Below are 15,304 nucleotides of genomic sequence, written 5' to 3'. Positions count from 1 at the left end.
CGCCCCTTCCTCCCCTCCCTCCGCCAGGCACCTGGCCGACGCCCATGCCTCCGGCGGCGGGCGGAACGACGAACGCGCCGGGCGCGCCGCCGTCTTCGCCTCCGGCGGTGGGAGGAGCCGCGGGTCTGCCCGCACCGCTGCCGCCGGTGCCCCCGCCTCCGGCGCCGGGCGGGGTGGGCGTGCCCGTTGCCCCGGCTCCTTCGGCGCCGCCCGCGCCGGGTTCCGCTGCTCCGGCCCCGCCTGCGGCACCGGCCGGTCCGCCGGGTGTGCCTCCGGTCGTGGGCCGGCCGGGTGCGGCCGGTGGCGCGCCGGGGCCTGCGGGCGCGGCCGGTGCGGCTCCGCCGGGCGGGGTGCGGTTGCCGCCGGCGCCGGGTGGGGCCGCGGGTCCGCCCGTATCACCGCCGCCGTTGCCTCCGGCTGCGGTCGGTGCGGCTCCGCCGGGCGGGGTGCGAGTGCCGCCGGGGCCGTCCGCGCCCGGGCCGGGTGGTGCGGTGTCGCCCGCGGCGGCCGGCGGCCCACCCGTCGCGCTCCTGGGGGCCGCCGGCCCGGCGTCGTCCGTCGCCGGGAAGCGGCGGGGGCTCGTGGGGGGATGGGTGGTCGCGGGGCTCGCCGTCGCGGTCGGGGCGGTGGCCTTCGGTGGGGGGTTCGACCGGGGGTACAGCGCCGCCGCGCCGCCGGAGCGGAGTGCGGCCACCGCCAGCGCGCCGGCGCAGAGCGAGAACGTCGGGCGGGAGTATCGCGGAGTCGGGCTCGCCGCGGGCAACGGCCTCGTGCTGGAGACCGACCCGCCGCAGACCCGGCCGGGAACGGAGAACGGCACGTTCGGGTACGCGCCCGACGGCACCGCCTTCGTCTCCACCGCCGCCCGCGGCGCCCTCGTGCTGCTGGGGCCCGACGCGCCCGGCACCCTCGACGGCTGTCGCAGCGCGGACCGTCTGGTGGCGTCGGTCAGCAGGACCCAGCTGTCCGCCGGGTCACGGCTGTGCGTCGTGGGGGTGGACGGCACCACCGCCCTGGTGACGTTCCGTCAGCTCTCGGACCCCGGTGGTCCCGCCGCTCACGTCACGCTCGACCTCACCGTTTGGCCCGGGAGGCAACTTTGACACATTTTTCGCCGAGCCAGTGGCGCGAATGAGCCCTGTCGCGTTTACTGTTCGACCCCGGACCCCAATGACTCGGAGGCGCCGGGGCCTGAGTGCGTGTGAGGCAGGGGCACATGGTGGTGGGGGAAGCGCGTGTGGTCGATGACGACCGCAGCGAATCGGTCGTACGGACGGTGACCGGCGGCGGCGCGGCGTTACGCGCCGCGGTGGCCCGCCTGGAACTCGAACTCGCGGCGTATCGCCGCGCTTTACCGGATCGGGCCGTCGCCGAGGAGGAGCTGGCCGAACTGGCCCGGCAGACCTCCGGCGCCCCGTCGCCGGAACAGCTGCGGCAGTCGCTGCTGCTGGTCGCCGCCGCGCTCGGCTCGGTCAGCGCGCTGGCGGCGCCGCTGGCCGCGCTGCGCGATGCCGTCGAGCAGGAGGTGAGCGGCTGCTCCCGGTCTATGCCACCGGCGCCGTGCTGGTGAGCGCCAGTGCCAACTCCCGTGCCACACCGTGCAGTACGGGCACGATCTTGTCGGTGGCCGCCTCGGTGACCCGCCCCGCGGGTCCCGAGATGGAGATCGCCGCCGCGGTCGGCGACCCCGGCACGGTCACCGCCAGGCACCGCACCCCGGTCTCCTGCTCGCCGTCGTCCACGGCGTAACCGGCCGCCCTGATGCGCTCCAGCTCGGCGAGGAAGGCGTCCGGCTCGGTGATGGTCCGCTCGGTGGCCGCCGGCATCCCGGTGCGGGCCAGCAGCGCCCGCACCTCGGCCGGCGGCACCTGGGCGAGCAGCGCCTTGCCGACCCCGGTGGAGTGCGGCAGCACCCGCCGCCCGACTTCGGTGAACATCCGCATCGAGTGCCGCGACGGCACCTGCGCCACATAGACGACCTCGTCGCCGTCCAGCAGGGCCATGTTCGCGGTCTCGCCGGTCGCCTCGACCAGTTCCGCCAGGTACGGCCGCGCCCAGGTGCCGAGCAGCCTGGACGCGGTCTCGCCGAGCCGGATGAGCCGCGGTCCGAGCGCGTACCGCCGGTTGGCCTGCTGGCGGACGTATCCGCTGGCCAGCAGGGTCCGCATCAGCCGGTGGATGGTCGGCAGCGGCAGCCCGCTGCTGGCCGACAGCTCGCTCAGCCCCACCTCGCCGCCCGCGTCGGCCATCCGCTCCAGCAGGTCGAAGGCCCGTTCGAGAGACTGGACGCCTCCGGCGCGGTCAGCAGACACGTGCGATCCCCTCTGATCCCTTGCTCGCGGAAGGTGACTTTCGCTGTGCGGAATCCTACCGCTCTTGACGCCCGGGCGAAGGCTATCCACCATGTCCGTCAACAGAACGTTGAACCCGCTCCGCTCCCGACCAGGAGGTCACCCGTTGGACGCCGTGGACGAACTGGTGCTGCGCTCGACCCGGGTCGTCACCCCTGACGGCGAGCGTCCGGCCGCCGTCGCGGTCCGCGCCGGCACCATCACCGCGGTCCGCGCCCACGACGCGCCCGTCCCGTCCGGCGTCCGGGTCGTCGAGCTGGGCGACGACGCCCTGCTGCCGGGCCTGGTGGACAGCCACGTGCACATCAACGACCCCGGCCGCACCGAGTGGGAGGGCTTCGCGACCGCGACCGCCGCCGCGGCGGCCGGCGGCATCACCACCGTCATCGACATGCCGCTGAACAGCGTGCCGCCCACCACGACCACCGCCCATCTGGAGGTCAAGCGCGGCACCGCCCGCGGCCGGGTGCACACCGACGTCGGCTTCTGGGGCGGCGCGGTGCCCGGCAATCTCGCTGACCTGCGCCCGCTGCACGACGCAGGAGTCTTCGGCTTCAAATGCTTCCTGCTGCCCTCCGGCGTGGACGAATTCCCCCAGCTGGCGCCCGCCGAGGTCGAGGCCGCGCTCGCCGAACTGACCGGTTTCGGCGGCCTGTTGATCGTGCATGCCGAGGATCCCGGCACGATAGAGGGCGCCCCGCAGCAGCCCGGCCGCCGCTACGCCGACTTCCTCGCCTCCCGGCCGCCGGCCGCCGAGGACCGGGCGATCGAGGGCCTGATCGCGCTGGCGAAGCGGCTCGACGCACGCGTCCACATCCTGCACCTGTCGTCCGCGTCCGCACTTCCGCTGATCGCGGCGGCGAAAAAGGACGGCGTACGCCTCACCGTCGAGACCTGCCCGCACTTCCTGACCCTGACCGCTGAGGAAGTCCCGGACGGGGCAACGGAGTTCAAGTGCTGCCCGCCGATCAGGGAGGCCGCCAACCAGGACGCGCTGTGGCAGGCGCTGGCCGACGGCACCATCGACTGCGTCGTCTCCGACCACTCGCCCTCCACGATCGACCTCAAGGCGAAGGACACCGGGGACTTCGCCGCCGCCTGGGGCGGCATCTCGTCGCTGCAACTGGGCCTGCCCGCAGTGTGGACCGAGGCCCGCAGGCGCGGCCACACCCTCGCCGACGTGGCCCGCTGGATGTCGTCCGGACCCGCCGCGCTGGCCGGACTCGGCACCAAGGGCGCCATCGCCGAGGGCCGCGACGCCGACTTCGCGGTGCTCGACCCGGACGCGGTCTTCACCGTCGACCCGGCCCGCCTGCGGCACCGCAACCCGATCACCGCCTACGCCGGCCGCACCCTGCACGGCGTGGTCCGCGGCACCTGGCTGCGCGGCCGGCACGTCGCGGCCGACGGCGCGGTGACCGAGCCGGGCACCGGCCGGCTGCTGACCGCCCGGCACTAGGCCCGCCCGGCACCAGGCCCGCCGCCCGGCACCGGCAAGTGCCCCCGCACGTACGAGGGGTGACGCACCGGCGGACCGGTGGCGTCACCCCTCGTGACCGCCCGGGGGCGGGACCGCTCAGGCCGCGCGGCGCGCCTTGCGGCGGTGCGCCGCGATGATCTCGGCGTAACGCCGGCCGCTGCCCTTGATGGTGCGCTTCTGGCTGGCGTAGTCGACGTGGACAAGGCCGAAGCGCTTGTCGTAGCCGTACGCCCACTCGAAGTTGTCCAGCAGCGACCAGGCGTAGTAGCCGGCCAGCGGCACCCCGCGGCGGACCGCGCGGGCGCAGGCCGCCAGGTGCTCCTCCAGGTAGACGATCCGCTCGGGGTCGTCGACCTGGCCGTCGTCGCCGACGGTGTCGCGGTAGGCCGAGCCGTTCTCCGTGACGAAGATCCGCTGGGCGCCGTACTCCTCGGACAGCCGGACCAGCAGCTGCTCCAGGCCGTCCGCGTTGACCTCCCAGTCCATCGCCGTACGCCGGACACCCGGCAGGTAGACCGACTTGGCGTGCGGGGCAGGCCCGGTCGGGTCGTCGGTGATGACGTTGCGGAAGTAGTAGTTCAGACCCAGCCAGTCCAGCGGAGCCGCGATCGACTCCAGGTCGCCGTCCTTGATCGGCAGGTCCACACCGTAGAGGTCGACCATGTCCTGCGGGTAGCCGCGGCCGTGGATCGGGTCCAGCCACCAGCGGTTGGTGTGGCCGTCGGCCCGGCGCGCGGCGGCGACATCGGCGTCGCGGTCGGTGGCCGGCTCGCACGGGCTGAGGTTGTTCACGATGCCGACCCGCACATCGGAGTGCGCGGCCCGCAGCGCCTGCACGGCCAGACCGTGTCCGACGTGCAGGTGGTACGACGCGCGCACCGCGGCGCTCAGGTCCGTCCAGCCGGGGGCCATGGTGCCCTCCAGGTGGCCGATCCAGGCCGAGCACAGCGGCTCGTTGAGCGTCGCCCAGTCCTTGACCCGGTCGCCCAGCGCGTCGGCGACCACGGCCGCGTAGTCGCCGAAACGTTCCGCCGTCTCCCGCTCGGGCCAGCCGCCCCGGTCCTGCTGGGCCTGCGGGAGGTCCCAGTGGTAGAGGGTGGCGTTGGGCGTGATGCCCGCTTCGAGCAGCGAGTCGACCAGCCGGTCGTAGAAGGCCAGACCGGCCGCGTTGACCGCGCCGCCGCCCTGCGGTACGACCCGCGGCCAGGCGATGGAGAAGCGGTACGAGTCGAGGTCGAGGGCCTTCATCAGGTCCAGGTCCTCGGCCGTGCGGTGGTAGTGGTCGCAGGCGACGTCGCCGGTGTCGTCGCCATCGATCTTGCCGGGGGTGTGGGAGAAGGTGTCCCAGATGGACGGGGCCCGGCCGTCCTCGTCCACCGCGCCCTCGATCTGGTACGCGGCGGTGGCCGCTCCCCAGACGAAATCGGCGGGAAGAGCGCTGAGGTCGTTCACAAGCTGCCTTTCGGGAGGGGTTACTTGACGGCGCCGGCGGTGAGCCCGGCGACGAGGTAACGCTGCAGGAGCAGGAATCCGGCGACCACGGGCAGGCTCACAACGATCGAGGCCGCCATGACCTGGTTCCAGTACACGTCGTTCTGGGTGGCGTATTCGCGCAGGCCGACCGCCAGGGTTCTGGTGGACTCGTTGGTCATGACCGAAGCGAACAGCACCTCGCCCCAGGCCGTCATGAACGCGTAGACGCTCACGGCGACGATGCCGGGGACCGCGGCCGGCACCACGACCCGGAACAGCGCACCGAGCGGGCCGCAGCCGTCCACCTTCGCGGCCTCGTCAAGATCCCGCGGGATCGAGTCGAAGTAGCCCGCCAGCATCCAGATGGAGAAGGGCAGCGAGAAGGTGAGGTAGGTGATGATCAGCCCGAGCCGGCTGCCGTTCAGGACGATGCCCGTGCTGTTGCCGATGTTGACGAAGATCAGGTACAGCGGCAGCAGGAACAGGATGCCGGGGAACATCTGGGTGGACAGCACCGTCACGGTGAAGACCTTGCGGCCCATGAAGCGGTAGCGGCTCACCCCGTAGGCGGCGAAGATCGCCAGTGCCACGGAGAAGACCGTGGCGCTCACGCAGACGATCACCGAGTTCACGAAGTAGTGCGCGAGCGGGATCGTCTTCCAGATGTCGATGTACGGCTTGAAGGTCAGGCTGTGCGGGATCCACTGGAAGGAGCCCTGCACGTCCTGAAGGCTCTTCAGCGACGAGCTGAGCATCACGTACACGGGAACGAGCACGAAGCCCAGCAGCAGCGTCAGGACGACCCGCCGGGTCCACAGGAAGGACTTCGGCTGCGCCATCGGGGACGGCTGGTCGGTGAACCTAGACATCGTTCTCGCTCCTTCCCCTGGAGGTGACCAGCAGGTACACGGCCGTCACCACGAGCAGGAAGAGCAGCAGCAGGACGGACATCGCCGAACCCGAGCCGAAGTTCCAGTTGATGAAGGAGGACTGGTAGATGTGGATGGAGATCAGGTCCGACTGGTGCGGCGGGTTCTGACCGAACATCACGTACGGGGTGTTGAAGTCGTTGAAGGTCCACAGGAACAGCACCAGGACGATCACCTGGTTCACCGGCCGCAGCGACGGCATGGTGATCTTCCTGATCTGCTGCCAGACGCCGGCGCCGTCCATCGCGGCGGCCTCGTACAGCTCGCGAGGGATGTTCTGCAGACCGGCCATCAGCGCCAGGAAGGCGAACGGCCAGGACTTCCAGACCGACACCACGACCATGGCCCAGAAGCTGTTGTCGCCGATCAGCCAGAACGACTTGTCCGACGTCACGTGCAACTGGTCGTGCAGGACGTGGTTCACCAGGCCGGTGTCCTGCTGGAACATGAACGTCCAGGTGATCAGCGCCGCGTACGCGGGGAGCGCGTACGGCACCAGGAACAGCGTGCGGATCAGGCCGCGGCCGCGGAACTTGTCCTGCAGCAGGATCGCCGCGGCGGTCCCGAGCAGCCAGGAGATGCTCACGGACAGCAGGGTGTACGACAGCGTCACCCAGAACGAGTGCAGCAGCGCCTGGCCGATGGGCTGGTGGATCTTAACCGCGGTCTTGTAGTTGTCGAAGCCCGCCCAGGGGGCGCTGTTCCAGTGGTGGATGTAGAACAGCGTCAGGTTCTTGAAGCTGATCAGGATGCCGAAGAACATCGGCGCTATGTGGATCAGCAGTTCGACGAGGACGGCGGGCAGCAGGAGTAGGTACGGCAGTCCGCCTTGGCGGAGCCGTTCGACGACACGCGGCCGGAGCCGGCGCCCAGCAGCGGTCTTGCCGCTGCCGGGGCCGGCTTCGGGTGCGCGCCTCGGGGGGGCGGTGGCAGTCATGGAGGAGAGCCGATCCTTACGAGGCGGGCATCTGCTGCTGCGCCTTGACCAGCGCGGCCTTGACGGTGTCGTCCGTGATGGCCTTGCCGGCGGCGGCCTCGGCGAACAGGTCCTTGACGGCGGGACCGACCAGGTTCTCGAACTGGCTCTCGTTGGCCACCTGCGGCAGCGGGGCGGCGGACTTCTGCAGCACGCCGGCCAGCACCTTCAGGTCCGGGGTCTGGAAGGCCGGGTCGCTCTGCGCCTCGGTGACCGGCGGCAGCGAGCCGTACTTGCCGTTGAGGATCTTCTGCTCGTCCGTGCTGGTCAGGAACTTCACGAACGCCTCGGCGGCGGCCTTGTGCTTGGTGCTGTTGAAGACGGCCACGTTGATACCGGCGACCATCGACGTCACACCGGCGTCACCGGTGGCACCCGCGGTCTGCGTCGGAACCGGCACCACGCCGTACTGGTCGGGCGTCATGCCGTGCGCCTTGATCGAGGTCGCGGCCGACTGCCACATCATCATCGCGGCCTTGCCGGAGGCGAAGTCGGTGATGGTCTGGTTCTGGACGTACTCGGCGTTGCCCTTGGCCGCGATCTTGTCCTTGGCGATGAAGTCCACGTACTGCTTGACCGCGGCGACCTGCTGCGGACCGGTGAAGGTCGGCGCGCCCTTGTCGTCGAACCAGCTGGCGCCGCGCTGCTTGGCGAGCGTGAAGACGTGGTGGATGTTCTCGGCGCCGTTGGCACCCTCGACCGCGAGGCCGTAGTGGCCGTCCTTGGTGAGCTTCTGGCCGTCGGCGACCAGCTCGTCCCAGGTGGTCGGCGGGTTCGCGATACCCGCGTCGGCGAACATCTTCTTGTTGTAGTACAGGCCGTACGCCATCGAGTACAGCGGCACCGCGGCCGGGTCCTTGCCGGCCGCACCGGCGGAGGCGATCGCGGCGGGGGCGAAGCGGTCCTTGCCGCCGATGGTGGAGAACGCGGTGGAGTCCCACGGCAGCAGGGCGCCGGTGGCCTGGAGGGAGGCGGACCAGGTGTTGCCGATGTTCAGCACGTCGGGGCCCTGGCCGGAGGTGGTGGCCGCCAGGATGCGGTTGAGAAGGTCCGCCCAGCCGATGACCTCGAGCTTGACCTTGATGCCGGTGGAGGCGGTGAACTTGTCCAGCTCGGGGGTGAGCACCTGCTTGTCGTTGTCCAGGCTGGTGCCCTGGTTGCTCGCCCAGTAGGTGATCGTCTGGCCCTTGAGGCTGCCGGGGTCGGCGGCCTTTCCGCTGCCGCCGGAGCTGCCGCTGCTGTCATCGTCGCCGCCGCCACACGCGGCGAGGGTCAGACCGAGCGCGGCCACGAGGGCGGTGGCCGCGAGGAGTCTGCTGGAGGTGCTGGAAGAGCGCATGACGGTTCCCTCTCAGGGGTGGGATCGCTTCAGGAAGTGAACGGCGCCTGTGTCTTAATTCAGGGCGTGATTTAACTTGTGAGAAAAGGTGGCGTCAAGACCTTGTGCAGCGATAGATTCACGCCGGACCCCCCGGGAGGGACACAAGATGGCTGAGCGAGGCAAGCGCACCGTTCGTGACCTGCGGCGCGGCAACCGTGCATCGCTTCTGCGTCATTTGTATTTCGAAGGTCCCCTGAGCCGCCAGGAGCTGGGCCGGGACACGGGTCTGAGCGCCGGGTCGATCAGTAACGTCGTTGGAGAGTTGATCGCGGACGGCATGGTCGAGGAGGCCGGCGCCGTCGAGTCCGACGGAGGGCGCCCCCGGATCCTGCTCCAGGTCGCCCCCGGCTACGGCTACGTGGTCGGCGTGGACGTCGGCGAGACCCGGGTCAGGGTCGAGCTGTTCGACCTCGCGCTGACCGAACGGGCCGCCGCTGACCTGCCGTTGTCCGACAGCGGCCACGACGTCGACCACGTCGTGCGCCTCGCGCTCGACGGCATCGAGAGGGTCGTCGGCGAGGCCGGCATCGACGACAGCGAGGTGCTCGGCGTCGGCATCGGTGTGCCCGGCATCGTCGCCCAGACCGAGCCGGGCGCCGTCCCCGGTGACGGCTCCGGCATCGTCGTGCACGGCCAGACCATCGGCTGGGACGCCGTACCGCTCGGCCGGCTGCTGCGGGCCGGCACCGCGCTCCCGCTCTACATCGACAACGGCGCCAAGACCCTGGGCCAGGCCGAGATGTGGTTCGGCGCGGGACGCGGCTCGGACAACGTGGTGATCGCGCTGATCGGCTCCGGCGTCGGCGCCTGCGTCGTCACCAACGGCAAGCCCTACCACGGCGCCAGCAGCAGCGCCGGGGAGTGGGGGCACACCACCCTGCGGGTCGGCGGCCGTACCTGCCGCTGCGGCTCGCGCGGCTGCCTGGAGGCCTACGTCGGAGCCGAGGCGCTGCTCGGCCGCTGGCCCAGCGCGCCCGCGGGCGTCAGCGAGGAGACCGGCCTCGCCAAGCTGATCGCCGCCGCCGACCACGACCCGGAGGCCGACGCGCTGCTCGCCGAGGCCGCCGAATACCTGGGCGCCGGCATCGCCGACCTGATCAACCTCTTCAACCCGCACCGGATCGTGATCGGCGGCTGGGCGGGGCTGATGCTCGGCCCCCGGGTGCTGCCCATGGTCCGCGAGGTCGCCGCCGCCTACGCCCTGCACCACCCCTGCGCCCAGACCTCCATCGAGCTGGGCCGGCTCGGCGCCGACGCGGTCACCGTCGGCGCGGCCACCCTGCCGCTGGCCCGCTTCCTCGACACCGGCGGCGAGCGCCCGTTCAGCCTGCCCGCCCAGGCCGACCCGGAACGGGGCGGCGAGTCCGGAACGGTGCGGAACCGGATCGCCAGGGCGGTACGTTGACCGGACGGCGCGACCGGCGCCGGTATCACCCCATTCGGTAGCGCACGTCCCAAGGAGTTCCGCTGTGACCCTGCGGCAGGAGATCGTCGGCAATGCCATGCAGATGGCCGTCTGCACCCTGAACCCCGGCCAGACCGTCTACTGCGAGGCCGGGAAGTTCCTGTTCAAGACGGCCAACGTGTCGATGGAGACCCGCCTCGGCGGCCCCGGCGCCCGGAACGCGGGCGGCGGCCAGCCGGGCGGCGGGGTCGGCGGCATGGGCGGCATGCTGCGCCAGGCCATGGGCACCGCCATGCAGGTCGGCCAGCGGGCGCTGGCGGGGGAGTCGCTGGCGTTCCAGTACTTCACCGCGTCCGGCGGCGAGGGCACGGTCGGCTTCGCCGGGGTGCTGCCCGGCGAGATGCGGGCGCTCGAACTGTCGGGGTCGCGGGCCTGGTTCGCCGAGAAGGACGCCTTCGTCGCCGCCGAGGAGACCGTGCAGTTCGGCATCGCCTTCGCCGGCGGCCGGCAGGGCATGAGCGGCGGCGAGGGCTTCATCCTGGAGAAGTTCACCGGCCACGGCACCGTGATCATCGCCGGCGCCGGCAACTTCATCGACCTGAACCCCGCCGACTTCGGCGGTCGCATCGAGGTCGACACCGGCTGCATCGTCGCCTTCGAGGAGGGCGTCCAGTACGGCGTCCAGCGCGTCGGCGGCCTCAACCGGCAGGGCATCATGAACGCGGTCTTCGGCGGCGAGGGACTCTCGCTCGCCACCCTGGAGGGCAACGGCCGGGTGATCCTGCAGTCCATGACGATCGAAGGCCTGGCCAACGCGCTCAAGAAGGCGCAGGGCGGCGACAAGCAGGGCCCCACCGGTGGCCTGTTCTCCACGCACTCCGGGTGACCCGGGGCGGCTGCCCCTTCCCTCTCATGCTCCTCTCATGTCACGGTGCGGTGACAGCTCGCGATCGACCGGCGGCGGGCGGGTGCGCGGCGAGTAGCGTGCTGATCGCGGTCCCCACCCACCGCACCATCCGGGCAGCACCGTCAGGAAGGACCGCGATCCTCCGTGTACCGCTGGGAGACCACCAGGACCGCCCTCGCGCAGCGGGTCTTCGCCACGATCCGGAGCGAGAGCTACGACCAGGCCGCGGCGACCGCCGACACCCTGCTGTCGGCCGGGCTCACCACCCTGGAGATCTCGCTCACCACGCCCTTCGCGCTGGAAGCCGTCACCACCCTGGTCCGTGAGGTCGGCGACGACGCGGTGATCGGAGCCGGCACGGTCGTCGACGCGATCTCCGCGCGGATGGCCATCGACGCGGGAGCGCGCTTCCTGCTGGCACCGAACCTGGACGAGGAGGTGCTGCGCACCGGCCACCGGTACGGGGTGCCCGTCTTCCCCGGGGTCGCCACCCCGACCGAGGCGGTCCGCGCGATGGAGCTGGGCGCGGACGCGCTGACGCTCTACCCCGCCTCGTCCCTGACGCCGCGCTGGGTCTCCGACCTGCGCGCGATACTGCCGCAGGCGGCGATCATCCCGATCGGCGGCATCACGGTGGCCGCGGCGCCCGAGTGGGTCGCCGCCGGCGCGGTGGCCGTCGGCATGGGCTCCGCCCTGACCGAGGGCGACCGCACCACGGTCACCAAACGCCTGACCGACCTCCTCGACCGCCTCCTGGACCCGACCTAGCCCAACGGCCGGGGGACGGGGTCCGGAACGCGCCGCAGGGGCAGAAGAAGGAGCCTGGGGGACGACATGGCCCACGTAGAGGATCTGACCGCCGAGGCATTCGGCCAGGACCCGTACCCGACCTACGCCCGCCTGCGGGCGGAGGGGCCGGTCCACCGGGTCAGGACCGCCGACGGCGAGACCTGGCTCGTGGTGGGCCACGACACCGCCCGCGCGGCCCTCGCCGACCCCCGGCTGGCCAAGGACTTCCGCAGCCTCGCCCCGGGGATGGACTACTCCCCGGTGACCTCGAACATGCTGGAGGCCGACCCGCCCCGGCACACCCGGCTGCGCCGGCTGGTGGCACGGGAGTTCACCTCCCGCCGGGTCGCGGCGCTGCTCCCCCGGGTCCAGCAGATCACCGACGACCTGCTGGACGCGGCGCTCGGCCACGACACCGTCGACCTCGTGGAGGCGCTGGCCCTCCCGCTGCCCATGACGGTGATCTGCGAACTGCTCGGCGTCCCCGACCTGGACCGCGACGCCTTCCGCCGCTGGTCGAACGACATCATCAGCGGCACCGCGGCGGCGGGGGAGGTCGCGCTCGGGGCGATGTCGGAGTATCTGACCGAGCTGATCGAGGACAAGCGCTGCGGCGGCCCGCGCGACGACCTGCTGAGCGCGCTGATCAGGACCCGCTACGAGGACGGCGACCAGCTCTCGCCCGACGAGCTGGTCGGCATGGCCTTCCTGCTGCTGGCCGCCGGCCACGAGACCACCGTCAACCTGATCGCCAACGGCGTCCTGGCCCTGCTCCGCCACCCCGGCCAGCTCGCCGCGCTCCGCGCCGACCCGGCGCTGATCGACGGAGCCGTCGAGGAGATGCTGCGCTACGACGGCCCGGCCGAGACCACGACCTGGCGCTTCGCCAAGGAGCCGATCACCCTCGCGGGCACCGCGATCCGGCGCGGCGAGTCCGTACTGGTCGCGCTGGCGGCGGCCGACCGCGACCCGGAGCGCTTCGCCGAGCCGGACACCTTCGACATCCGCCGCTCCGGGCAGGGGCACATCGCCTTCGGCCACGGTATCCACTACTGCCTCGGGGCGCCGCTCGCCCGGCTGGAGGCCAGGGTCGCGATCCCCGCCCTGCTCGACCGGGCACCCGGCCTGGCCCTGGTGCCCGGTCCGATCAGCTGGCGGCCCAGCGTGGTGCTGCGCGGCCCCGCCCGGCTGATGGTCAGCTTCAGTAAGCGGCCGTGAAGCGCCGCCCCCGGTGCCTGGGCTGCTCGGCCTCGTCCAGCAGCACCACGGCCATGTCCTCGTACGACAGCGCGGACACGCCGTCCGCGTCGGCGACCAGCGCGTCGCCGCCCAGCCGGTGGCGCCCGGTGCGCTCACCGGGGGAGAGCGCCGCGGCGGGGCTGAAGTAGGTCCAGTCCACGCCGGTGGCCGCGCGGCAGCGGGCCAGCTGCCCGGCGCAGGCGTCGGCGATCGGCCGCCAGCCCGCCGGGAAGTCGGGCGCGTCGGCGACCGTGCCGCCGTCCGGCAGGGTGAGCGTGGCGGCCCCGCCGACGACCAGCAGCCGTCCGCCGGCGGCCGCCAGCGCGGCGAGCATCACCTCGGCGACGGTGACGAGTTCGGCCTCCCGGCCGTGCGCGGGGCGGGTCGCGGTGATGACCAGGTCCCGGTCGGCCACCAGGCCGAGGACCGAGTCGTAGGACAGCGCGTCCCCGACCAGGCCGCGCGCGCCGGCGGGCAGTTCGGCGGTACGGGCGGCGGACCGCACGACGCCGTCGACCTGGTGCCCGCGGGCCAGCCCCTCGGCGACGATCCGGCGGCCGGCGTCACCGGCGGCTCCGAAGACGGTGATGCGCATGGTGCGGCTCCTCAAGTGCGGTACCGGGTAAGGGGTCCGGTACGGGACCACGTCCGGTATCGGGTACGGGTTCAGGTCCGGTATCGGGTGCGGGACGACGTGCAGGATCAGGTACAGCGTCAGGTACGCAATCAGGTGCGGGCGGGCTGCGGAAGGGCGGGCAGGGGCCGCAGTTGGGCGGCGACGAGCGAGCCGAGGATGAGCGCGCCGCCCAGCGCCTGGACCGCCGTCAACTGCTGGCCGAGCGCCAGCCAGCCGACCACGGTGGCGACGACCGGGCTGAGCAGCCCGAGGAAAGTGACGTTGGTCGGCGGCAGTTCGCGTATCCCGCGGAACCACAGCGCGTACGCCGCCGCCGCGCCGATCAGCGCGAGGTAACCGTAGCCGAGCAGATTCCCCGCGGTCAGCGAGGACGGCGGCGGGCCTTCGGCGAGCAGCGCTACCGGCAGCAGGACGAGCCCGCCGGCGACCAGTTGCCACCCGGTGGTGGCCAGCAGCGGCGCGGGCGCGGGCCAGCGCTTGCTCAGGACGACGCCGGTCGCCATCACCACCGCGCTGCCGAGCGCGGCCAGGACGCCGAGGGCGTCGAGCCGCGCGCCCGACTGGAGCACCAGCAGGCTCACCCCCGCGACCCCGGTCAGGCCGGTGAGCACGGTCCGCACGGTGAGGCGGTCGCCGAGCAGCCCGGCGGAGAACACGGCGACCAGCAGCGGCTGGAGCGCGCCGATCGTGGCGGCGACGCCGCCGGGCAGCCGGTAGGCGGCGATGAAGAGCAGCGCGAAGAAGGCGCCGATGTTCAGGATGCCGAGCAGCAGCGAGCGCCACCACCACACTCCGTGCGGGAGCCGGCGGGTGCCCGCCATCAGCAGCAGGCCCGCGGGAAGCGCCCGCAGGACGCCGGCCAGCAGGGGGCGGTCGGGCGGCAGGTACTGGGTCGTGACGTAGTACGTGGTCCCCCAGACGCTGGGGGCCAGGGCGGTCAGCAGGATGACGCCTGTTCGATTCCTTAGCACTAAGAGAAAATAACTCAGCGCTAAGAGATTGGCTAGTCTGCGGTCATGGAACCGACCAACGACGCGGATCACGTGGACCTGGTGCTCGACCAGTGGGCCAGGCGGCGGCCCGATCTGGACGTCTCACCGATGGCCGTGATCGGCCGGCTCAAGCGGCTCGCCCGCCTGCTCGACGCGGAATTGCGCAAGGTCTTCGCGGAGTACGGGCTCGACGCGGCGTCCTTCGACGTCCTCGCCACCTTGCGGCGCAGTGACCCGCCGCACCGGCTGACCCCCGCGCAGCTCATGCGGACGTCGATGGTCACGTCGGGCGCGATCAGCCAGCGGCTGGACCGGCTTGAGGCCGGTGGCCTGGTCGGCCGGACCCGCAGCGAGGAGGACGCCCGGGTCGTGCACGTCGCCCTCACCCCGGCCGGCCTGGACCTGATCGACCGGGCGCTGCCGGCGCATGTGGCCAACGAGCACCGGCTTCTCGAAGGACTCCCCGCTTCGAGCCGGGGCGAGCTCGCGTCGGCGCTGCGGGCGCTCCTGCTGTCCCTGGGGGACGGGACCGACCTGCGGCGCTGAGGGTGCCCCTTCCCGGGCTGCGACGCTTGCCGCTTGCTGCGTGTCGCCTGCCGCCCCGTCGAGGCGGGGCGCGCGGTTCCCCGCCGCCGTTTGCGGTGCGGGCTTGGCCGCGGCTGTGGGCCGGCTTGGAGCGCAGTTCCGCGCGCCCCCCGTAGGTGCTCAGTGCGGCAGAGGAGGGGGGTGCGGGGACGTAAAATTC

At 72.2% G+C, this 15,304-nt stretch carries 15 protein-coding genes; 8 read left to right on the top strand and 7 right to left on the bottom strand.

Annotated features, from left to right (window positions below; translation table 11 throughout):
- Positions 1–581 precede the first annotated feature (581 nt).
- Complete coding sequence (locus V7E46_RS26660) at positions 582–1,103, top strand: hypothetical protein (protein WP_333770780.1); 522 nt, start codon at positions 582–584, stop codon at positions 1,101–1,103.
- 134 nt (positions 1,104–1,237) lie between these two features.
- A complete protein-coding gene (locus tag V7E46_RS26655; protein WP_329173632.1) occupies positions 1,238–1,570 on the top strand; it encodes a DUF5955 family protein in 333 nt (110 codons plus the stop codon).
- Here V7E46_RS26655 and V7E46_RS26650 read toward each other — a convergent pair.
- Positions 1,545–2,312, bottom strand: a complete 768-nt coding sequence (locus V7E46_RS26650; protein ID WP_329173631.1) for an IclR family transcriptional regulator — start codon at positions 2,310–2,312, stop codon at positions 1,545–1,547. The two genes, V7E46_RS26655 and V7E46_RS26650, sit on opposite strands and share 26 nt — an antisense overlap.
- A gap of 145 nt (positions 2,313–2,457) precedes the next feature.
- On the opposite strand from V7E46_RS26650, the gene allB reads away from it, so the two are divergent.
- A complete protein-coding gene (gene allB / locus V7E46_RS26645) occupies positions 2,458–3,810 on the top strand; it encodes an allantoinase AllB (protein WP_443054356.1) in 1,353 nt (450 codons plus the stop codon).
- A 117-nt stretch (positions 3,811–3,927) separates the two neighbouring features.
- On the opposite strand, the gene V7E46_RS26640 is transcribed toward allB, so the two are convergent.
- From V7E46_RS26640 to V7E46_RS26625, 4 genes are read right to left on the bottom strand one after another with little or no spacing between them, the layout of a single operon-like run.
- Positions 3,928–5,283, bottom strand: coding sequence for a GH1 family beta-glucosidase (locus V7E46_RS26640; RefSeq protein WP_333770779.1), 1,356 nt, complete (start codon positions 5,281–5,283; stop codon positions 3,928–3,930).
- Between the two features lie 20 nt (positions 5,284–5,303).
- The gene (locus V7E46_RS26635; protein ID WP_329173628.1) at positions 5,304–6,173 is read right to left on the bottom strand and encodes a carbohydrate ABC transporter permease; all 870 of its coding nucleotides are present in this window, start codon (positions 6,171–6,173) and stop codon (positions 5,304–5,306) included.
- A complete protein-coding gene (locus V7E46_RS26630) occupies positions 6,166–7,170 on the bottom strand; it encodes a carbohydrate ABC transporter permease (RefSeq protein ID WP_329173626.1) in 1,005 nt (334 codons plus the stop codon). The genes V7E46_RS26635 and V7E46_RS26630 overlap by 8 nt, the downstream gene beginning before the upstream one ends.
- 16 nt (positions 7,171–7,186) lie before the next feature.
- Positions 7,187–8,548, bottom strand: coding sequence for an ABC transporter substrate-binding protein (locus V7E46_RS26625; protein ID WP_333770778.1), 1,362 nt, complete (start codon positions 8,546–8,548; stop codon positions 7,187–7,189).
- Between the two features lie 148 nt (positions 8,549–8,696).
- Between V7E46_RS26625 and V7E46_RS26620 the strand changes: the two genes are divergently transcribed.
- From V7E46_RS26620 to V7E46_RS26605, 4 genes are all read left to right on the top strand, one after another.
- Complete coding sequence (locus V7E46_RS26620; protein ID WP_333770777.1) at positions 8,697–9,995, top strand: ROK family transcriptional regulator; 1,299 nt, start codon at positions 8,697–8,699, stop codon at positions 9,993–9,995.
- Positions 9,996–10,059: 64 nt separating this feature from the next.
- Positions 10,060–10,881 (top strand): AIM24 family protein, encoded by an 822-nt coding sequence (locus V7E46_RS26615; RefSeq protein ID WP_333770776.1) that lies wholly within the window; start codon positions 10,060–10,062, stop codon positions 10,879–10,881.
- 165 nt (positions 10,882–11,046) lie between these two features.
- On the top strand, positions 11,047–11,670 hold the full coding sequence (locus V7E46_RS26610; protein ID WP_329173621.1) for a bifunctional 4-hydroxy-2-oxoglutarate aldolase/2-dehydro-3-deoxy-phosphogluconate aldolase: 624 nt from the start codon (positions 11,047–11,049) through the stop codon (positions 11,668–11,670).
- A 66-nt stretch (positions 11,671–11,736) separates the two neighbouring features.
- Positions 11,737–12,909 carry a cytochrome P450 family protein gene (locus tag V7E46_RS26605; RefSeq protein WP_333770775.1) on the top strand — a complete coding sequence of 391 codons (1,173 nt, stop codon included), beginning with the start codon at positions 11,737–11,739 and terminating at the stop codon, positions 12,907–12,909.
- Here the strand turns inward: V7E46_RS26605 and V7E46_RS26600 are convergent.
- Complete coding sequence (locus tag V7E46_RS26600; RefSeq protein ID WP_333770774.1) at positions 12,893–13,525, bottom strand: NAD(P)-dependent oxidoreductase; 633 nt, start codon at positions 13,523–13,525, stop codon at positions 12,893–12,895. The genes V7E46_RS26605 and V7E46_RS26600 overlap by 17 nt on opposite strands.
- Before the next feature lie 131 nt (positions 13,526–13,656).
- Positions 13,657–14,538, bottom strand: a complete 882-nt coding sequence (locus V7E46_RS26595) for an EamA family transporter (RefSeq protein ID WP_333770773.1) — start codon at positions 14,536–14,538, stop codon at positions 13,657–13,659.
- A gap of 45 nt (positions 14,539–14,583) precedes the next feature.
- Here V7E46_RS26595 and V7E46_RS26590 point away from each other — a divergent pair, with 45 nt between their 5' ends.
- On the top strand, positions 14,584–15,105 hold the full coding sequence (locus tag V7E46_RS26590; RefSeq protein ID WP_333770772.1) for a MarR family winged helix-turn-helix transcriptional regulator: 522 nt from the start codon (positions 14,584–14,586) through the stop codon (positions 15,103–15,105).
- Positions 15,106–15,304: the final 199 nt, after the last annotated feature.

This window comes from Streptomyces sp. IBSBF 2435 (genome assembly GCF_036815005.1).
Classification (GTDB): Bacteria; Actinomycetota; Actinomycetes; order Streptomycetales; family Streptomycetaceae; genus Actinacidiphila.
Note: the sequence above shows the minus strand (reverse complement) of the source record. Positions and strands in the feature narration are given on the sequence as shown.